General features: G+C 71.5%; 17 protein-coding genes and 1 tRNA gene. 7 read left to right on the forward strand and 11 right to left on the reverse strand.

Annotated features, from left to right (window positions below):
* Window positions 1–103: 103 nt before the first annotated feature.
* Entirely contained in the window at window positions 104–2,557 is a 2,454-nt protein-coding gene (gene lon, locus WMF19_RS28300; protein WP_012237635.1) for an endopeptidase La, read from the reverse strand.
* 402 nt (window positions 2,558–2,959) lie between these two features.
* Here lon and WMF19_RS28305 point away from each other — a divergent pair, with 402 nt between their 5' ends.
* Together WMF19_RS28305 and fmt are read left to right on the forward strand one after the other, a co-directional pair.
* Window positions 2,960–3,799: a formylglycine-generating enzyme family protein gene (locus tag WMF19_RS28305; RefSeq protein WP_437893203.1), complete on the forward strand. Its 840-nt coding sequence runs from the start codon at window positions 2,960–2,962 to the stop codon at window positions 3,797–3,799.
* A 78-nt stretch (window positions 3,800–3,877) separates the two neighbouring features.
* Window positions 3,878–4,813, forward strand: a complete 936-nt coding sequence (gene fmt / locus WMF19_RS28310) for a methionyl-tRNA formyltransferase (protein ID WP_437893204.1) — start codon at window positions 3,878–3,880, stop codon at window positions 4,811–4,813.
* 44 nt (window positions 4,814–4,857) lie between these two features.
* On the opposite strand, the gene WMF19_RS28315 is transcribed toward fmt, so the two are convergent.
* The 3 genes from WMF19_RS28315 to deoC all read right to left on the reverse strand — a co-directional run bounded on the left by WMF19_RS28315 (window position 4,858) and on the right by deoC (window position 8,399).
* Window positions 4,858–5,697 carry an aldehyde dehydrogenase family protein gene (locus tag WMF19_RS28315; RefSeq protein ID WP_437901688.1) on the reverse strand — a complete coding sequence of 280 codons (840 nt, stop codon included), beginning with the start codon at window positions 5,695–5,697 and terminating at the stop codon, window positions 4,858–4,860.
* Between the two features lie 131 nt (window positions 5,698–5,828).
* A complete protein-coding gene (locus tag WMF19_RS28320) occupies window positions 5,829–7,382 on the reverse strand; it encodes an aldehyde dehydrogenase family protein (RefSeq protein WP_437893205.1) in 1,554 nt (517 codons plus the stop codon).
* Window positions 7,383–7,445: 63 nt separating this feature from the next.
* Window positions 7,446–8,399: a deoxyribose-phosphate aldolase gene (gene deoC / locus WMF19_RS28325; RefSeq protein ID WP_437323010.1), complete on the reverse strand. Its 954-nt coding sequence runs from the start codon at window positions 8,397–8,399 to the stop codon at window positions 7,446–7,448.
* A gap of 78 nt (window positions 8,400–8,477) precedes the next feature.
* On the opposite strand from deoC, the gene WMF19_RS28330 reads away from it, so the two are divergent.
* From WMF19_RS28330 to WMF19_RS28340, 3 genes are all read left to right on the forward strand, one after another.
* Window positions 8,478–9,242: a peroxiredoxin gene (locus WMF19_RS28330; protein WP_437893206.1), complete on the forward strand. Its 765-nt coding sequence runs from the start codon at window positions 8,478–8,480 to the stop codon at window positions 9,240–9,242.
* Between the two features lie 140 nt (window positions 9,243–9,382).
* Window positions 9,383–10,249, forward strand: a complete 867-nt coding sequence (locus WMF19_RS28335; protein WP_437893207.1) for an alpha/beta fold hydrolase — start codon at window positions 9,383–9,385, stop codon at window positions 10,247–10,249.
* A 48-nt stretch (window positions 10,250–10,297) separates the two neighbouring features.
* A tRNA-Thr gene (locus tag WMF19_RS28340) sits at window positions 10,298–10,369 on the forward strand.
* Window positions 10,370–10,733: 364 nt separating this feature from the next.
* Here the strand turns inward: WMF19_RS28340 and WMF19_RS28345 are convergent.
* The 3 genes from WMF19_RS28345 to WMF19_RS28355 form a co-directional block, all read right to left on the reverse strand.
* Complete coding sequence (locus WMF19_RS28345) at window positions 10,734–11,843, reverse strand: AAA family ATPase (RefSeq protein ID WP_437893208.1); 1,110 nt, start codon at window positions 11,841–11,843, stop codon at window positions 10,734–10,736.
* Window positions 11,840–12,148 (reverse strand): hypothetical protein, encoded by a 309-nt coding sequence (locus WMF19_RS28350; protein WP_437893209.1) that lies wholly within the window; start codon window positions 12,146–12,148, stop codon window positions 11,840–11,842. Before WMF19_RS28350 ends, WMF19_RS28345 begins: the two co-directional genes overlap by 4 nt.
* Before the next feature lie 79 nt (window positions 12,149–12,227).
* Window positions 12,228–13,820 carry a protein kinase domain-containing protein gene (locus WMF19_RS28355; RefSeq protein WP_437893210.1) on the reverse strand — a complete coding sequence of 531 codons (1,593 nt, stop codon included), beginning with the start codon at window positions 13,818–13,820 and terminating at the stop codon, window positions 12,228–12,230.
* A gap of 168 nt (window positions 13,821–13,988) precedes the next feature.
* Here WMF19_RS28355 and WMF19_RS28360 point away from each other — a divergent pair, with 168 nt between their 5' ends.
* Window positions 13,989–14,294 carry a hypothetical protein gene (locus tag WMF19_RS28360; RefSeq protein WP_437893211.1) on the forward strand — a complete coding sequence of 102 codons (306 nt, stop codon included), beginning with the start codon at window positions 13,989–13,991 and terminating at the stop codon, window positions 14,292–14,294.
* A complete protein-coding gene (locus tag WMF19_RS28365) occupies window positions 14,291–15,025 on the forward strand; it encodes a sigma-70 family RNA polymerase sigma factor (RefSeq protein WP_437893212.1) in 735 nt (244 codons plus the stop codon). The genes WMF19_RS28360 and WMF19_RS28365 overlap by 4 nt, the downstream gene beginning before the upstream one ends.
* Before the next feature lie 30 nt (window positions 15,026–15,055).
* Here the strand turns inward: WMF19_RS28365 and WMF19_RS28370 are convergent, their stop codons facing one another.
* From WMF19_RS28370 to WMF19_RS28385, 4 genes are all read right to left on the reverse strand, one after another.
* Entirely contained in the window at window positions 15,056–15,856 is an 801-nt protein-coding gene (locus WMF19_RS28370; protein ID WP_437893213.1) for a hypothetical protein, read from the reverse strand.
* Window positions 15,853–16,938, reverse strand: a complete 1,086-nt coding sequence (locus tag WMF19_RS28375; protein ID WP_437893214.1) for an AAA family ATPase — start codon at window positions 16,936–16,938, stop codon at window positions 15,853–15,855. The genes WMF19_RS28370 and WMF19_RS28375 overlap by 4 nt, the downstream gene beginning before the upstream one ends.
* A 232-nt stretch (window positions 16,939–17,170) precedes the next feature.
* Window positions 17,171–18,124, reverse strand: coding sequence for a hypothetical protein (locus WMF19_RS28380; RefSeq protein ID WP_437893215.1), 954 nt, complete (start codon window positions 18,122–18,124; stop codon window positions 17,171–17,173).
* A gap of 503 nt (window positions 18,125–18,627) precedes the next feature.
* Complete coding sequence (locus WMF19_RS28385; RefSeq protein WP_437893216.1) at window positions 18,628–19,062, reverse strand: hypothetical protein; 435 nt, start codon at window positions 19,060–19,062, stop codon at window positions 18,628–18,630.
* Between the last annotated feature and the right edge of the window lie 90 nt (window positions 19,063–19,152).

The following is a 19,152-nucleotide window of genomic DNA, read 5'->3' on the forward strand; positions in this document are numbered from 1 at the left end:
TTGACGAAAAGAGGCACGAAGAGAGGCACGAAAAAAGGCGCCGCGCGTTCAAGCCGCGCGGCGCCTCGGAGACAGGTCGCTCAGCGATCGCTGGCGACGCTCGTCAGTTGCTGGCGATCGAGCTCTTCTCCGACTTCTCGATCTCCTTCTTCTCGCCGTCCTTCGACTCCTCGGTCGCGGGCGCGGGCTCGGGCAGCCGCTCGAGCGCGGCCTCCAGGACCTGCTCCATCCGGCTGACGAAGAAGAACTGCAGCTCGTCCACGACCTCCTTCGGGACCTCCTCGAGATCCGCCCGGTTGCGCTCGGGGACGATGATGCGCTTGATGCCGGCGCGGTGCGCCGCCAGCACCTTCTCCTTCAGGCCGCCGATCGGGAGCACGCGGCCGCGGAGCGTGATCTCGCCCGTCATCGCGACGTCGTGGCGGACCTTGATCCCGGTGAGGAGCGAGACGAGCGCCGTGAACATCGTCACGCCCGCGCTCGGCCCGTCCTTGGGCATCGCGCCGGCGGGGATGTGGATGTGCAGATCGCTCTTCTCGAGGAAGTCCTTCGCGATGCTGTACCTCGACGCGTTGCTGCGCACGAACGACAGCGCAGCCTGCGCCGACTCCTTCATCACGTCGCCGAGCTGGCCGGTCAGCTGGAGCTTGCCCGTGCCGTACATCCGCGTCGCCTCGATGAAGAGGATCTCGCCGCCCACGCTCGTCCACGCGAGGCCCGTCGCGACGCCGCTCTCGGCGGTGCGCTCCGCGACCTCGCTCGTGTACTTCGCCGGGCCGAGGAACTCGTGCAGGTCGTCCTCGTTGTCGACGCGCCGCTTCTGCGTGTCGCCCTCGGCGACCTTCACCGCCACGCCGCGGATGACGCCCGCGATCTGCCGCTCGAGCGACCGGACGCCGGCCTCGCGCGTGTAGTGATCGATGATCTCCTCCAGCGCCTTGTCCGTGACCTCCAGCTGCTCGGTCGTGAGCCCGTGCTCCGACAGCTGCTTCGGGAGCAGGTGCTGCCGCGCGATCGCGAGCTTCTCCTTCCGCGTGTAGCCGGGGATCTCGAGGATCTCCATGCGGTCGCGGAGGGGCGGCGGGATCGGATCCGCCACGTTCGCTGTCGCGACGAACATCACGTGCGACAGGTCGTACGGGATCTCCAGGTAGTGATCCGCGAACGTGTTGTTCTGCTCCGGATCGAGCACCTCGAGCAGCGCCGCCGACGGGTCGCCGCGGAAGTCGTGCCCGATCTTGTCGACCTCATCCATCATGAAGACCGGGTTGATCGTCCCCGACTTCTTCATGCCCTGGATGATCTGGCCAGGGAGCGCGCCGACGTAGGTGCGCCGGTGGCCGCGGATCGCCGCCTCGTCGTGCACGCCGCCGAGCGAGACCCGGTGGAACTTGCGGCCGAGGGCGCGCGCGATGCTCCGGCCGAGCGACGTCTTGCCGACGCCGGGAGGCCCGAGCAGGCAGAGGATCGGCCCCTTCTTGTCCTGCTTCAGCTTGCGGACCGCCAGGTACTCGAGGATGCGCTTCTTGACCTTCTCCAGGCCGTAGTGGTCCTCGTCGAGCACCTTGCGGACGCTGCCGATGTCGAGGTTGTCCTGCGTCGACTGCGTCCAGGGCACGTCGAGGATCCAGTCGAGGTACGTCCGCACGACGGTGTACTCGGCCGACCCGACCTGCATCGTGCGCAGCCGCTTCAGCTGCTTCTTCGCGACGGTCTCCGCCTCGGTCGGCAGGTTCGCCTTCGCGATGCGATCCTCGAGCCCGTCGAGATCGCCCTGATCGCCGTCGTCCTCGCCGAGCTCCTCCTTGATGGCCTTGAGCTGCTGGCGCAGCACGTACTCGCGCTGGTTCTTGCCCATCTCCTCCTTGATCTGGGAGTTGATGCGCTCGCGCATCTTCAGGATCTCGAGCTGCCGCGTGAGCAGCCGCAGCACCTTGCGGATGCGCTCCTTGACGTCGATCGTCTCGATGAGCTGCGCCTTCTCCTCGACCGGCGCGTCGAGGTTCGCCGCGACGAGATCCGCGAGCGCGCCGGGCGCCTGGATGGAGTCGATGAGCGAGCCCGCCTCGCGCGGGAGCTCCGGCATCAGCTGGATGACCTGCTTCGCGATGTCGCGCAGGCTCATCGCCAGCGCCTCCGCCTCGACGTCCTCCGTCGCCGGCTCGTCCATGCGGCGGATCTTGGCGCGCAGGTACGGCGTGTGGGCCGTGACGCTGTCGAGCCTGATCCGCGTGAGGCCCTGCAAGATCAACGAGTAGTTGCCCGAGCTGTGCTTCAACGCCTTCAGCACGCGCGCGGCGCAGCCCATGGGGTACAGGTCCTCCGCCCCGGGATCGTCGGTCGACGGATCGCGCTGGGCGAAGATCGCGATGACCGGGCCAGGGAGGTTGTCGACATCCTCCACCAGCGCGACCGACTTCTCGCGGCCGACATCGAAGGGCGCGACGGCGCCCGGGAACAGCACCGCATTGCGGATCGGCAGAACCGGCAGCTCGTCGCCGAAGACGACCTCTTCCTCGGAGCGCGGCGGCATCGGCGGGTTCTTTTTCTCGGACATGGCGATCTCCTCTAGGCACCCGACCGGGGGAGGTAAACCCCTTCATCAACACGCAGCCGGGCCGCGCGGCCACCGCGCGCCCCGGTCATCTTGGCTTGCATCCAGACGGATGCGGATGGTGCAACGCGGAGCCCTGCTGGCAGCTCTTGGTGGAAGACAGCCCGCGAGGCTACGGGAACTCACCATAGACACGGCGCATGCCGCGTGCCACAGCCCTGGCCATTTTTTTGAATGAGGATACGCTGCGGGTCAGCTCCGACCTGCAGCGCTCGCTCGTCATCACCACCTGGCGCGCGCGCGACGCGGCGCAGGATCCTCGGCGCCGTCGCTTGCCGCGCGGCGCGGCGCGGCGCGGCCGAGGCTGCGCCCGGCACGGAGCGACACCCTGGCCCTCGCTGAACGATGATCGATCCCCTGCTCGGCCTCGGCGCGCTCGCGATCGCGATGCTCGGCCTGCCGGCGGCGCCGTCGCTCGATCCAGGGCCCAGCCCGGCGTGTCCGGCGGACATGCGGCTCGTCACCGGCACGCACCGCGACGAGGTGCAGCACGTCTGTGTCGAGCCGGTCAAGAGCGGCAAGGCGACCCACTGCTTCGCGTACTGGGAGGACATCACGGCCGAGGAGGGGCCGGCGACCGAGATCTCCGTGTGCATGGACCAGTTCGAGGCGCCGAACCAGCGCGGGGCGAAGCCGCTCGTCATGCAGTCGTTCGAGACGGCGACCGCGTGGTGCGCCGCGCGCGGCAAGCGGGTGTGCGCCGAGCAGGAGTGGGAGCTCGCGTGCGAGGGCCCGGAGCGGCGTCCCCTCGCCTACGGCTGGCGCGTCGACAAGGTGGTCTGCAACAGCGGCAAGGCCTGGCGGCCGGTCGACGAGCGGAAGCTCGGCGCCTCCGGCGAGGTGGCGCAGCGCGAGGTCGAGCGGCTCTGGCAGGGCGCGCCGAGCGGCTCCCATCCCGGGTGCGCCTCGACCTTCGGCGTCTTCGACATGATGGGCAACGTCGAGGAGTGGGTCGCCTCGCGCGGCGGCCGCCGGTGGCCAGGCGCGCTCATGGGCGGCTTCTGGGCCAAGCCGTGGACGGGCTGCCGCGGGACGAACGACGCGCACGAGCCGAAGTTCGTGTTCTACGAGACCGGCTTCCGCTGCTGCGCCGATCCGCGCTCGGCTCTCCCTTCGCCTTCGCGCGGCGCGGCGGCGCGCGAGGAGGACGAGGAGCGCGGCGGGCGGCCAGCGTCCGGGCCCTGAGGTCGGGCCGCCGCGGCGGCGCTCGCCGCGAGCGAAGAAGGCGGCACGAGGGGCGCAGGTCCTGCTAGAAGCCAGGGCGTGCGCGCCCTGTTCTTCGGTACCCCCGCCATCGCCGTGCCGTCGCTCGAAGCGCTCGCGTCGATCGCTGACGTCGTCGGCGTCGTCTGTCAGCCGGATCGGCCGGCCGGCCGCGGGCTCGCGCTGAAGGCGCCGCCGGTGAAGGTGAAGGCGCTGGAGCTCGGCCTGCCCGTCGTGCAGCCCGAGAAGGTCCGCACGCCCGAGTTCGCCGCGTGGGTCGCGGACGCGCGAGCGGACGTCGCGCTGGTGATCGCCTACGGGCGCATCCTGCCGAAGGCGGTGCTCGAGGCGCCGCGGCGCGGCTGCATGAACCTCCACGCGTCGATCCTGCCGCGCTACCGCGGCGCCGCGCCGATCACGTGGGCAATCGTCGGGGGCGAGGCCGAGACGGGCATCTCGCTGATGCAGATGGACGAGGGCATGGACACGGGCCCCGTCTACGCGGTGCACCGGGCGCCGATCGGCCCGGACACGACCGCCGACGAGCTCGCGATCGATCTCGGGGCGCTCGCCGCGCGCGTCGTGCGCGAGGACCTCCGCCGCGCGGTGGACGGCGCGCTCGCGCTGACGCCGCAGGACCACGAGGCGGCGACGCACGCGGCGCTCCTGAAGAAGGAAGACGGGCGCATCCGGTGGGAGCGGAGCGCCCGGCAGATCCACGACCACATCCGGGGGATGACCTCGTGGCCGGGCGCCTTCACGACGATCGACGGCAAGGCGCTCAAGGTGCTGGCCGCGCGCGTCGAGAGCGAGGCCGACCAGGCCGGAGCGCCGCCGGGGACCGTGGTGATGGCCGGCCGCGGCGTCGTGATCGTCGCGTGCGGCGCGGGCGCGATCCAGATCCTGCGGGCCCAGGCCGAGGGGCGGAAGCCGCTCGCGGCGGCGGACCTCGTCGCCGGGCGGACGCTCCAGACGGGGATGGTGCTCGGTCGATGAGCGCCGCCCGCGTCACGGCGCCCGGTCGATGAGCGCCGCCCGCGTCACGGCCCGGCCGGGTGCCAGATCGTCTTCATCTCGACGAACCGCTCGATCCAGCGGGGGGACGTCGCGGCCCTGTCGTCGAACCACTCCGCCTCGCTGAGCGAGCGGGCGCGCACCCGCTTGACGCTGGCCGCGGCCGCCTCCTCGAGGCGCTTCGCCAGCGCCGCGTCGACGCCGTGCAGATCGAGCGCGGCGACGTCCATGTGCGCGGCGAGGTGCGGCAGCACCTCCGCGAGCTGGCCGGTGAGGATGTTGACGACGCCGCCCGGGAGATCGCTCGTGGCGAGCGCCTCGCCGAAGACGAACGCCGTGCGCGGATCCGCCTCGCTCGCGAGCACGACGCACGTGTTGCCGGCGGTGATCACCGGCAGGAGAGCGCCCGCGAGGCCGAGGAGCGCCGGCCGCGGCGGGGCCGCGATGACGACGACCCCCATCGGCTCGGGCAACGTGAAGGTGAAGTGCGGGCCGGACACGGGGTTCAGGCTCGCGAAGAGGCTCTGGTACTTGTCGGCCCAGCCCGCGTAGGCGACCGCGCGATCGATCGCCGAAAGGACCTCGCGCTCGGCGGCGCCGGCGCCCTGCCCGCCGCGCGCGAGCGAGGCCGAGAGCTCCGCGCGCCGCGCCTCGAGCATCTCGGCGAGGCGGTAGAGGATCTGCCCGCGGTTGTACGCGGCGCGCGCCGACCAGCCGCCGAGCGCGCCGGCCGCCGCGAGCACCGCGTCGCGCCCGTCCTTGCGCGACGCGCGCGGGATGTTCTCGACCGCGCCCGCGCCTCCCTGATCGCGCACCTGCGTGTACCTCCCGGACTCCGAGCGCACGAACGCGCCGCCCACGAACATCTTGTACGCCTTGCGCACGCCGACCCGCGCGCGCGCCTCGCCCGAAGGAGCGTCGAGCGCGGCCGCGCCGGCGCAATCGCCGATCGACGTGCACCCCTCGTCGCCGCCGCTGTCCTGGTCGCCGAGCGCCATCAGTCCACCTCCAGGTAGGCGAGCAGCCCCTGGCGTCCGCCCTCGCGGCCGAAGCCGCTCTCCTTGTAGCCGCCGAACGGCGCGCTGGGATCGAACTTGTTGAAGGTGTTCGCCCAGACGACGCCGGCGCGGAGGCGCTGCGCGACCCAGAAGCTCTTCGATCCCTTGCCGGTCCAGACGCCCGCCGACAGCCCGTACATCGTGTTGTTCGCCTTCTCGATCGCCTCCTCGGGCGTGCGGAAGGTCAAGATCGAGAGCACCGGGCCGAAGATCTCCTCGCGCGCGATCCGGTGCGACTGCGCGACGCCCGTGAAGAGCGTCGGCGCGAACCAGTAGCCCCGCTGCGGGAGCGCGCAGCTCACCGAGAAGCGCGCGGCCCCCTCGCGCTCCCCCGCCGCCACGAGCTCCTCTATCTTCGCGAGCTGCGCCCTCGAGTTGATGGCGCCCACGTCCGTGTTCTTGTCGAGCGGGTCGCCGACGCGCAGGGTCGCCATGCGCTCGCGCAGCTTGAAGAGGAGCGCTTCATGCACGCTCTCCTCGACGAGGAGGCGCGAGCCCGCGCAGCAGACGTGGCCCTGGTTGAAGAAGATGCCGCCGATGATCCCCTCGACGGCCTGATCGAGCGGCGCGTCCTCGAACACGATGTTCGCGGCCTTGCCGCCGAGCTCGAGGGTGAGCCGCTTCCCGGTGCCGGCGAGCGCGCGCTGGATGCGCTTGCCGACCTCGGTCGACCCCGTGAACGCGACCTTGTCGACGCCGGGGTGGCCGACGACCGCGGCGCCCGTCGCGCCGGCGCCCGTGACCACGTTGACGACGCCGGGCGGGAGGTCCGCCTCCTCGATGATCTTCGCGAGGAGCAGCGCGGTGAGCGGCGTCGTCTCGGCGGGCTTGAGGACGCACGTGTTGCCCGCCGCGAGCGCCGGGGCGAGCTTCCACGCCGCCATGAGCAGCGGGAAGTTCCACGGGATCACCTGGCCCGCGACGCCGAGCGGCCGGGGGTCGCGCCCCGGGAAGGCGTGCTCGAGCTTGTCCGCCCAGCCCGCGTGGTAGAAGAAGTGCGCGGCCGCGAGCGGGAGATCGACGTCGCGGGACTCCTTGATGGGCTTGCCCCCGTCGAGCGACTCGACGACGGCGAGCTCGCGCGCCTTCTCCTGGAGGGCCCGGGCGATGCGGTAGATGTACTTGCCGCGATCGAGCGGGCGCATGCGCGACCAGTGCCTCTCGTACGCGGCCCGCGCCGCCTGCACGGCGAGATCGACGTCCTGCTCGGAGGCCTCGGCGAACTCGCAGAGCTTCTCCTCGGTCGACGGGCTGATGCTGTCGAGGTAGCGGCCCGAGGCCGGCGCGCGCCACGCGCCGCCGATGAAGAGGTCGTACCGCGGCGCGATCTTCACGTGATCGCGCCCCTCGGGCGCCGGCGCGTAGCGCCAGGCGTCGCCGAACACGACGGCCGCGTCGCGCGCCGCGGTCGCGTCCCGCGCGGCGCTCGCGTCCCGCACGTCTCGCGGCGAGCCCCCGTCGCCGCCTGCCGCGGCGGTGCTGTTGTCGCTCATGCCGCGCACTCTACGCCCGCCGCCGCGCGTTGAACACCGACGCGGCCCCGCCCCGCGGCGCGGTCAGTCCTTGCTGAAATGGTCCCCGCTCTGGTAGGCGCCCGTCCGCTCCTTCTCGAGCTGCATGAGCACGTCGTTGAGGAGCGTCGACGCGCCGAAGCGGAACAGGTCGCTCGTGAGCCAGGCGTCGCCGAGGGTCTCCTTGACGAGCACGAGGTAGTGGAGCGCCTGCTTCGCGGTGCGGATCCCGCCGGCCGGCTTCATCCCGACGCGCCGGCCGGTCGCCTGCGCGTGATCGCGGATCGCCTCCAGCATCACCAGCGTCACCGGGGGCGTCGCCGCCGGCGTGATCTTCCCGGTCGAGGTCTTGATGAAGTCGGCGCCCGCGAGCATCGCGATGCGGCTCGCCTTGCGGACGCGGTCGTAGGTCCCGAGCTCGCCCGTCTCCAGGATCACCTTGAGGTGCGCGCGCCCGCACGCCTGCTTGGTCGCGGCGATCTCGTCGTACACCGCGCCGTACTCGCCGGAGAGCATCGCGCCGCGGTCGATCACCATGTCGATCTCGTCGGCGCCGAGCTCGACCGCCTGGCGGACGTCGGCGAGCTTGACGGCGAGCGTGGACAGGCCGCTCGGGAAGGCGGTCGCCACACTGGCCACCTTGACGGTCGAGCCCGAGACCGCTCGCTTCGCCACGGCGACGAGCTTGGGATAGACGCACACCGCCGCACAGGAAGGGATGTCCGCGCGCTCGTGGGGTCGGAGCGCCTTCTGACAGAGCTGCTCAACTTTTCCCGGCGAGTCTTTCCCCTCGAGGGTGGTGAGGTCCATCATCGAGATGGCGAGCTTGAGGCCGGCGACCTTGGCGGGGCCTTTGATGCTCCTCTTGCCGAGCCCGGCTGCGCGCTCTTCGACCATGACCTTATCCACGGTGGGCGAAGAGAAATCGGGGTAGGTGACCTCCCTGCCCTGGCGCACCACGCCGGGCGCGGCGCCGCCGTCGTTTCCGAAGATCGCCATCGGCCTCGTCTCCTGGCGCGGGAACGTACCAGAAGCGTCGGATCGATCCTACCGAGTGCGTGCTAACGTGGCGCTCTGATGAAGAGACGCTTCCCGATTGCGGTCGTTTTTGTCGTACTTGCTGTCGTCTTTGCCTTTGCCTCGCTGCTCGGGTGTGGCGCGGCCGAGCGACCCGATGGTGGACAAGGGCTGATCCCGGTCGGCGCGACAGCGCCCGACGTGTTCGCCGCGGATCAGCACGGCGCGATCCAGCGGCTGTCCGACCAGCGGGGTCGGGCCGTGGTCGTGTACTTCTATCCGAAGGACGGGACGCCGGGCTGCACCGAGGAGGCGTGCGCGTTCCGCGACGCGTGGGATCGCTTCACGCAGGCCAACGTGCAGGTCTTCGGCGTGTCTTCCGACACCCGCGAGTCGCACGAGGCGTTCTCGATCGAGCACAAGCTGCCGTTCCCGATCCTTGTCGACACCGATCACGCCTGGGCCACCGCGTTCGGCGTGCCGATGAAGCTCGGGACGACGGCGCGCGTGACGTTCCTCGTCGATCCCGACGGCAAGATCGCGAAGGTCTATCCCGACGTGGATCCCGGGGTGCACGCGGACGAGGTGCTCAAGGACGCCGCGCAGCTCACGGGCGCCGCGCTCCCTGTCGCGCCAGCGCCGGCGGGCGGCGCAGCGCCGGCCGGGGCGGACACCGCGGCGCCGGCCGCGACCGGGGCGGCGCCCGCGGCGACGCCTGCGGGAGCTGCGGATCCGGCCACGGCCGCTCCGGTGGCGACAGGGACGATACTGCCCCCGGCGGCCCCCGCGGCGCCCCCGGCGAAAAGCCCGCCGGCGAGGCGGTGACGCCCGCGCGCGCCCCCGGCGCGGGAGCGCCGGCGGGTCGCGCGTGGACCGCGCGGTCCACGCGGAGGGCTGACGGGAGATCTGCAGACGGGAGCGCGCGCGTGGTGCGTAGGTCGTCGGAAATTTGGAACACCAACGGGTTGGAGCTCTGCGTCCATCGCTTCCGCGACGACGGCGCGCAGCCGACGGGCCTCACGCTGCTGCTGCTCCACGGCTTCCTCGACGCCGGGAGCACGTGGGACCTCGTGGCCGAGCCGCTCGCGCGGGCGGGGCACGACGTCGTCGCGCCGGACCAGCGCGGGTTCGGTCGGAGCGCCCGCGTCGGCGCGGGGAGCTACTACTACTTCCCCGACTACATCGCCGACGTCGCGGCGCTCGTCGACGCGCTCGCGCCGGCGCGCCTCGGCGTGGTGGGCCACTCGATGGGCGGCGCGGTCGCCGTGTACTACGCGGGCGCGTTCCCTGGCCGTGTCGAGCGCCTGGCGCTGCTCGAAGGCATGGGGCCGCCGGCGAGCGGTCCCGAGGTCGCCGTCGCGCGCGTCGAGGCGTGGCTGCGCCAGATGGCGGAGCTCGATCGCGCGCCGCGGAGGCTCTCGTCGATGCAGGACGCGATCGCGCGGCTCGTGGCGAACCACCCGCGCGTGCCGCGCGACGTGCTGGCGACGCGCGCGCCGCTGCTCACGCGGGAGGAGCCGGACGGCGGGCTCGCGTGGGCGTACGATCCGATGCACCGGACGACGTCGCCGCTGCTCTTCCAGGTGGAGGCGTTCATGACGTTCCTGGACCGCATCGCGTGCCCGACGCTGCTCGTGAGCGGCGGGCCGACGGGGTGGCACCCGGAGGACGAAGCCCAGCGGGTGGCGAGGCTCAAGCGCGCGGAGCACGTCGAGCTGCCGGACGCCGGGCACATGATGCACTGGTCGGCGGCGGCGGAGCTGGCGGAGCGGCTGGGCGAGTTCTTCGCGAGCGAAACCGGGTCGCTCGAGGACGGAAATAAAAGAGCTTGACTCGGCAGGGCGAGTGGGTAATCTGCGCGCCTCCTCGACGAGAGGCGTGCCACCTTAGCTCAGTGGTAGAGCAACGGTTTCGTAAACCGTAGGTCTCGGGTTCAAATCCCGAAGGTGGCTCAAAGAGAATGCCAGTGTGCTCGCTGCCCTGTGGGCGAGCAGGTGACGCGCTGGGTGCGGCCATGTACGCGCCGCGCAGAGAACTCCCCTGCTCGGGAGCATGGTCCACGGGCCGTATCGGTGCCTGGACCTACCGGTTGAGCCGGCGGAGCCCGGACACCGCAGGCCGTACGAGCTCACGCGGAATCGACGCGCGTCGAAGCAGACTCGCCGAGCGCCCGGCGCGCGCGCGCTCGATCCATCGCCGCAACGAGTGAGCGTCAGCGGTCGACCACACCTGGCTCGGGGTTGTCGTCGCGGAAGCTCGGCTCGACTGCGAAACCGCCGAGCTCGTTCTTTCCCTCACCGGCGAGAATGACGCGGATCAAGGCTCGGTGCCCTCGAGGAGCGGCGCCTCGTCCTCGCCGTTGGCATAGGCGATCCACAGCTCGCCGAGCGCATAGACCTTGGAGCGCTCTTCGAAATCGGGCGTATCCTTGATGCGCTTGACCCGGGTGCCCTCCTCGGCGGTGCGGGTGACGACGGACACCTCGTCGGGCTTGAGCTCGTTCACGACGAGCGGGCTATGGGTCGCCATGAGGACCTGTGTGCCGCTCTCCTCGACGATGGCACGGAGGATGCGCACGACCTCGGCGATTCGCGCCGGATGCAGGCCGTTCTCGGGCTCTTCCACGAGGAGGAGCGAGACCGGGTCCATGTAGCGGAGCGCGGCGAACGCGAGATAGTAGAGGAGGCCCTCGCTGAGCCGAGCGGCGTCCACCCGCGCGCCATTCACGAGCTCGACTTCCAGGACGACCTCGCTGCTCGTCACGACCTTGACACCAAGGCCTTTGATCGTCGGGAAGTGGCGGCGAACGTCGTCGACGATGCGGGAAAAAGCATCATCGTTGCGGTTGCGGATGGCGAAGTAGATGCCAGCAAGGCCATGACCCCGGTCGTCAAGGAAGCCGACCGGCTGCGTTTCGGGGATCAGACCGCTTGGTTCACGCAGCGCATCAGGGTCGAAGCGAACAAGCCTCGCCTGACGGAGCTGGCTCAGGATCTGCTGATCCGATGGGTGCTGGGTTTTCCACAGTACGCCGAGAGATTCCCAGCGCCGTCGAACATTCGATCGATCGCGATCTGGAGACGTATCGCTGCTACGCCGCTCGCCGGCGCGCTCTTCCAGATAGTGCAGCCCCGTTTCGATGGCGAACCAGCCCCCGTCGACGCCGCACTCAAGCACGATGTCGTGCGGTTTCCTCGGTGGTTGAGAGGACGAATACGTCGTGGGCAAATAGGGTTCGAAGGGCTCCCATCTCCCCTTATCATCCTGCACAAAGCGGGATCCGGCGAACTGCACCAGGGTCCGCATGCCGTGCAGCAGTGTGCTCTTGCCGCTATCGTTCGGGCCGATGAACGCATGAAGCGGGGTCAGCGAGGCTTCGGTATTTACCAGGCAGCCGTAGTTCCGAGCGTAGAAGGTGTGAATCATCGCAGCTCCACGTGGGCGTCAGCCGCTCGCCTGCCCTGAAGGGCGTGCACGACATTCTCCGTCCGCAGGTCGAGCCGCTCCGGAAGGCGGGGCAAGGCGTGCAGCCGCTCGAAGCCGCGCCGGCTCGGTTCATCCTGGAGGACTTCGGGCCGGGGCTCCGCGCCACGGAAGCGCCCGCGGCCGACGAGCGCGTCGGCGAGCTGGGCCTTGGAGCGACCATCCTGGACGAGCGGATCGCAGCCGCCGACGAGGTCCGCGAGCTCGTCACGGGACAGGAGGTCGAACACCTGGCGCTTGCTGGGCATGGACGGGGGCGAAGAGTACGCCAGGAATCGCGGATGTGGAGCCTGGACTCTCGAACCACAGCCCGTCGACGGCGATGCGTCACGCCGGGGCGAGACCCAGCATCACCGCAGCAATCAGCGCCATGGCCACGCCAAGCGCCAGCACGCCGAGCACGACGAGCCCCCACTTGGTCCACGGAGATGCCGCGCGCGGTCCTGACGACCGCGCGCCACCCCTTGCCGCATCCCAGGGCTCCGTCTTCGCCAGCCGCTTTGCTTCTGCTCCTGGCACCGCCGCCGTGATGGCCGCTGCCCCCTCCCACCGCTCCGTGCTCAACCGCATCCCCGCCCCCGTCACCGGAGCAGCCGCCCCCTCCCACCGCTCGGTGCTCCCCGCCAGGCTGGTTCCCGCGCTGGCGTCGATCGCGCTCGCGCCCTCCCCTGGCGCCGGCCCCGCCACTTCAGCCTCTATTGCCGGCAGCACCGGCCCCGGCAGTGGCTGCCCGGCAGCCGCATCCTCGCTCCGGGTCCCCGTCCCCGCGCTTGCTTCTCGCAGCCCCCACGCCGGCTCCACCCTGAACCGCTGCGCCATCGCCAGCCTGCTCCGCGCATCCGCGCCCGGCGCCGCGCTCCCCGGCATCACGCCCTGTCCCGGCATCACGCCCTGCCCCGGCAGCGCCGCCGCCAGCTGGACCGTGCTCGCTGCCCTCTCCTCCCGACGTGTCCCCCCGCGCTCCCGGATCGCCCGCTCCCTCGCCGCGTCCGCCGCCTCGCTCAGGAGCTGCCGCGCGCCCGCGTCGTCCGCAGCCCTCTCTGCCGTCACCGCGTTCCGCGCCACCTCGCGCAGCGCCGCGGCGAGCTCCGCCGCCCGCGCAAACCGCGCTTCGGGCCGCTTGGCAAGGCACCTGGCCACCGCGGTCCAGAGCGCCTCCGGACAGCCCGGGAGCACCTCCGGCAGGGGCGTCGCTTCCAGGTGCACGTGCGCCGCCTGGATCTCCGTCTCCCCGATGCCCGACGCCTCGTCGAGCACCGCGTACGGGTGCGCCCCGGCCAGCATCTCGTACAGGACCGCGCCCAGCGCATACAGATCCGCGCGCGCGTCCACGGCGCCCCCGGCGACCTGCTCCGGGGCCATGTAGCGCGACGTCCCGACCGCCCTCCCTTGCGCTGTCAGCCCGAGGCCCACGCCCCGCGCGTCCTTCGCCACGCCGAAGTCGACGAGCCGCGCGCGCACGCCGTCGCTCACCAGGATGTTCTCGGGCTTCACGTCGCGGTGCACGAGGTCGGCCTCGTGCGCCGTCGAGAGCGCGTCCGCGATCTGGATCGCGTAGTGGAGCGCGCGCACCGCATCGAGCCGCGCGCCGCCCGCCATGATCTCCCGCAGCGGCACGCCCGAGGCGCGCTCCATCACCATGAAGAGCCGCCCGTCCGCGGCCCTGCCGGCGTCGTACAGCCGCACGATGTTCGGGTGCGCGACCCGCGCGGCGAGCTTCGTCTCCCGGAGGAAACGCTCGGCATAACGCGCCTCCCCCGCGAGGGAGCGGTGGATGATCTTGATCGCCACCGGCCGCTCCAGCGCCGTGTCGACGGCGGCCCAGACCTCGCCCATCCCGCCGCGTCCGAGGAGGCGATCGATCAGGAAGCGCCCCTGGAACAGCGCCCCGGGGCTCAGCGGCTCATCGACGCTCGTCACCTCGCGACACCCTACCTCGCAGCAGCCGACGATGGCGAAAGAGCGCCCCCGCCCCCCTCGCTTCTCTGCCCTTGTTGACCCTCCCTGGGAAAGGTAGCGTCGGGTGTCCATCGCGCGAAGCGCGCCGAGCGCATGCAGCGCCAGCGGGCAGCGCGCCCCCGGAGCCCGATGTCGAGCCCACGCCCCGACCCCGATGACGGCGATCCGACCCTCGAGGCCCGCGTCGCCCACGCCGTCGCGCCGTACGCCGATCTCCTGCCCGCCGAGGATCTCGAGGCGCTGCGCTCGCTGACCGCGCGCTTCCTCGCGACGCACCCCGTCGCCGCCCCGCTCGTCGACCGGCTCCGCCCGCGCACGCCCCCCGCCGCGAGCGGCGAGGTCGACCGGCGCGAGCCCGGGGCGCTGGCCGAGGCCGCGCAGCGGCTCGCAGCGAAGGCGGGCGCCAGGGGGCGAGGGCAAGGCGGCGCCCGATGAGCCACGGCGACCGGTCGCGGAGGCCCCTGAGCCCCGACCAGCAGGTGCTCGTCGCGGAGGCGGTGCCGCTCGTCGAGAGGCTCTGCGGCCACTTCCTCCGGCGGACGCGCGCGCACTACGTGGCCGACGATCTCCGCTCCGCCGCGGTCCAGGCGCTCCACGAAGCGGCGCTCGGCTACGATCCGGCTCGCGGCGTCCCCTTCCAGGTCTACGCGTGGCGGCGCGTCGACGGCGCGCTGTCGGACGCCCTGCGGCAGGAGTCGAAGCACTGGCGCGCCGCCCGCGAGGACGGCTACGACGCCGCCGAGGCGGCGCAGGACACGAGCGACGTGCTCGCCGACGGCGACGCCGAGACGACCGCGCAGGCCGACGGGATGGCCGACCAGGTCGCGGCCGCCGCGGTGCTCGGCCTCGTCGGCCGCACGCTGACAGCGCAGGGCGAGGAGGGCCCGCGGCTCCGCGCCACGTACGACCGCGCCATCCGCGCGGTGGAGGCTGCCCTGTCGCGGCTCCCGGACGAGGAGCGGCGCATCCTCGTGCTCCGCCACGTCGAGGAGCGGACCTGGCAGGCGATCGGCGCGGCGCTCGGCTGCTCGGAGCGGACCGCGAAGCGGCGCAGCGCGGAGGCCCAGAGGCGGTTCGCCGGCGCGCTGCGAGCGGAGCGGGAGCGCGCGCAGGGCGGCGCCGCAGCGCCGGATCGGGTGGGGCTCTCCGGAGCGACCTCCGGGTAGAGCACCAGGCGGAGCGTCTCCCCGCTGCCGCTATTCTTGCCGTCGAGCATGCCGAGCGCTCGCAGAGGGGCCTTGGATCAGCGGCACGACGCGCGCCTTCACCTCCTCGAGAAACTCGCGCAGCCCAGAGACGGCGCCCCGCTCCCGCAACCGCTCGAGCGGCGCTTCGGTCAGGCAGCGCGCCTCACGCTCACGATCGTCGCCCATGAGCCGGCGGACCACCCGCTTCGGGTTCCGCTTCGCCTGCTCGTCTTTCGCGTTGAGCTGGTGCGCCTCGTCGCAGGGGGAGAAGCCGAGGTCGCGTCGAAGCTCGCCGAGGCGAGCGTGCTCTTCGTCCGACTCTCGCTCGAACCCGGCGAGCACCCAGGCCTCGCGCATCGGATCAGGGCAGCCGAGGACGATTTGAAAAGACGCCCACCGCGAGGCCTCGGTCCGGGCTTGAGCAAGCCCTTTCCGGCGGAGCTCCCCCTGATCATCCATGTCCCAGACGATGACGACCGCTCCCAGGCGGGTCGACGGATCCCGCTTCCCTACCTCGCGCGCGATCGCGAACGCGTTCCTCGCGGCCTGGGCGCCCGCCGCCCCCGGCTTTCCGTCGAAATGCCCCGGCATGAAGCGCACGTTGCCGAGGTCTCGCCTGTACGCCTCGAGCTTGTGGAGGTCGAAGAACTCCTTGCCGTGGCCGTCGCTCGCCCATTCACGGACGGACTCCGGGTGGGAACGCAGCAGGTCGCTCACCCAAGCGGACCCCTCGTCGTGAAGCACGCGGTCCACGAGAGCGCTCGCTGTCAGGAAGTCGGCGTGGGCCTCACAGAAGACCAGGAGCTTCACGGCGCGCTCTCAGCGAGCACCCAGTCTCGCTCTGGATCCATGCTCCAGAGCTGGCCCGCCGAGAGCGTGCCTTTCACCTCGTTCGCCTGCGGGTGCTCGGAGAGGCGCTTGAGGGCGACGGTGCCGTCGTCGCGGAGCGCGAAGGCGTAGATCTCGGAGGGGTCGAGCTCGTCGAGGATGTAGGGAGAGTGCGTCGTGGCGACGATCTGGAGATCGTTGAACTCCTCGAGCAGGCGTCGGACCAGCCGCACCAGGTCCATCTGCGCGTGCGGGTGGAGCGACTCGGCGAAGTCATCCAGGAGCAGGACGTTCGGGCGGTTCGGGCCGTGGAGCACGGTCAGGAGCGCCAGCGTGATGAGGGTCCCCTCGCTCGCCGCGTGCGCGGGGACGGAAGGGGCGCCGCGAAAATCGAAGTATACCTTGCTCCCGACGACGATCTCGGGCGCGTGAGGCGCCGCTGGATTCGGGCGTCCGACCCTGGCCTGTCGGATGCGGATCCGCTCCACGTTCGGAATGATCCGACGGAGCGACTCTTCGATACGATCGAACGCTTCGTCGTAGCCGAGCTTGATCGCGGCGAGCGCGACAGCGGTGTTGGTCCCGTCATAGTCGACGTTGGGCGCGAGATCATCGCTGTACGCTGCGGCGGCGATGCGCTCCGCATTGAGCTTGTAGACGGTCGTGGGTGCGACGGCCGCGTCGAGCCGCGGCAGCTGATCGCGGAGAGGGCGGTCGTCGCGAGCGGTGAATTCCCGCGCATCGCCGGTCCGTTCCCAGTCGACGAGCACCGACGATTCCGAGAGCACGGTCCGGAAGCGCCAGGGCCCGTCGTCCCATCTGCCCCATGAAGTCAGCTCGATCGGCCCGCCTTTAGCCCCCCGACGAAGCAGATCCCCGGGCGACCAATCACCCGTCAACACGTCCCGGGGCGCGTGGCGCACGAGGCGGCTCTGAAGCGCGAGCGCCTCGAGCACGCTCGTCTTCCCGGACCCGTTCGGGCCGACGAGCACGGTGAGCCGGCCGAGCGCGACGGTGCTGTCCCGATGGCCCTTGAATTCCTGGAGTCGAACGGACGTGATCATGCGGAAATTCCTGCAGGTCGAGCTTCCCCTGGCCGGAGAGCGGCGGCATCCGGGGCCGCCCGCGGCGTCAGGCGCCACGGGCAGGCGGAAAGGTACGCCGGTGGGACGAGCCGGTGAAGCCTGTCCTGTGAAGGCCTGGGCGTCCTTCGGCCGTTCGGCCGAGGCCCGGGGGCGCTTCGCCGCCGCGCTGCGCGCTAACCGGGAGCGCGCAGCGCAGCGCCTCGGCGCCAGCTCAGCCAGGGCCCTCCGTCACGAGCTCCGGGACGACAGGAGTCGCCCCCGGCTCCGCTCCGCTGCCGCTCCCACCACCGCCTCCGCCATCACCGCGCCCGTCCCCCTCGCCTCCCTTCGGCGCCTCCTTCCTCGACGACCGGGCCGAGTTGGGCCTGCCCACCGCGAACAGGGACGGGAACCGCTCCTGGGTGCGCGAGCTCTTCCGCCACAGCCACAGCGCTGCCGCCCGCACCTCCTCGTAGCGCAGGCAGAGCAGCGTCCAGACCCGCACGTACCGGTCGAAGGCCTGCCGGGCCCTCGGCGTCATCGCCGTCGAGAGCTTCTGGATCATCGCCCCGGCCAGCTCCCGCGCGCGCGCCGCGTCGTCGGCCCGGTAGTGCTTCGGGTCCGCCTTCACGACGTCGGCGCGCAGCTCGTAGATCCGCGCGTAGCCGAGCAGATCGTTCGCGAGGTCGCGGTGCCCGGTGCCCGGCCGCAGCCGGTCGAGCTCCGGCTTGATCGCAGGGTCGTCCGCGAGCTGGTACTCGCACAGCGCCTGCATGCGCGCCTCGACCTCCAGCCCCTCGGTGACCAGGGCGACCGGCAGCCGCGCCTCCGTCTCGAGCGCGCCGGCGGCCCGGGCCTCCGCGAGCGCGTGCAGCGCGGCGAAACACGCGAGCCCCAGCTCGTCGACGTGCGTGACGTCGAACTCCTCCCGGGGCAGCCGCGCGAAGCGCGCGCGCACGTCGGGAGAGGACACGAACCCGACGACGCCGAGCGCCGCATACGTGGCCGCCTCGACATCGATCCTCACGGTGATGAGCTCGGCCTCGGCGAGGCGGTCGAGCTCCGGGGCGAGCGCATCGAGCGCCTTCTTGCCAGCCGCGGGATCGTAGATGGGCGGAGCGTAGGACGGCTCTCCAGAGGCGGCAGCGGTCACGGAGCGCTTCTTCGACTTCGTCACAGCAGGCATATCTCTCCTCCTGAAATCTCCTCGGAAAGGGAGTCTGTTGGTTGCGTTCGACCCGAGCCGCCGCCGCGCCGCGCATGCAGCGCGAGCGAACGATGGACCAGGGCCACCGGGACCGAGCGCGTCGCGCGAAGGGGATCCGTCGCCCGGCGTCCTTCCGTCCCGTCGAGGAGATCAATCGGGAGCGCGACCCCGATCGGGTCACGAAAATCGACCAGGGTCGGTCGATTTCTTTGCGGCTCCGGCGGGCACGGGCCCTGCGTGCGCGGAGGTCCGTTACTACGAGAAAAAGCGGCCAGCAGGGTTCTCGGCAGCTCTCGACAGCCTCCGCCCAGAGCTTCAGCTCTCCCGGGAGCCTCTCGACAGCCTCCGCCCAGAGCTTCAGCTCTCCCCGGCGCCCTTCACCGCAAGCCGCCATGAAGCACGAGGGTGACCGCGGGCGGCTGCCACCAGACGTACCTGGCGGCAAGCTCGCGGCGCTCGGCGTCAGCGTTCACCAGCAAATCCTACATCCACCGGCCGATCCGGCTACCGCGCAGCGGCCCTCCAGCCGGCAGCAGGTCAGCGCAGATCGACCACGCCCCGCAGGTGGCGGGATAGGCGACCAGGAGCCTTCGTTCGTCCGCGAGCGCGCTGAGGCCGGAGAGCGCCGCTTCGCGCTCGGGCGTGCCATTGAAGTGATGAAAGTCGAGCACCAGCGGGGCGCGTTTCTTCTTGTTCTGAAGAGAGCTCGGAACGTGCAGGAGGGCCGCGCGGTCGCGGCCCCAGCTCGCCACGTGGATCCAGATGTCTCCAGCCGGGCTCGGCTCGCGAGCGCTGCCCTGCTCGCCTGCCACGGCGCGCTCCGCGGCCGTCCCCAGGGGCTCCGGCGATCCGCAGCCAGCGAGGATGGCGGCGGCGACCATCAAGGAAGACCCTTTCGTGCGCTCGATGGGATCCATTACCCACCTCTGGAATGAGAGCGGTACGAGACGCACCGGAAGCCCCGGACGCACGCCTGCCGGTGAAGCCAGCGCGGTGCCCCCTGCGCG

The organism is Sorangium sp. So ce124, from assembly GCF_051525235.1.
Taxonomy (GTDB): domain Bacteria; phylum Myxococcota_A; class Polyangia; order Polyangiales; family Polyangiaceae; genus Sorangium; species Sorangium atrum.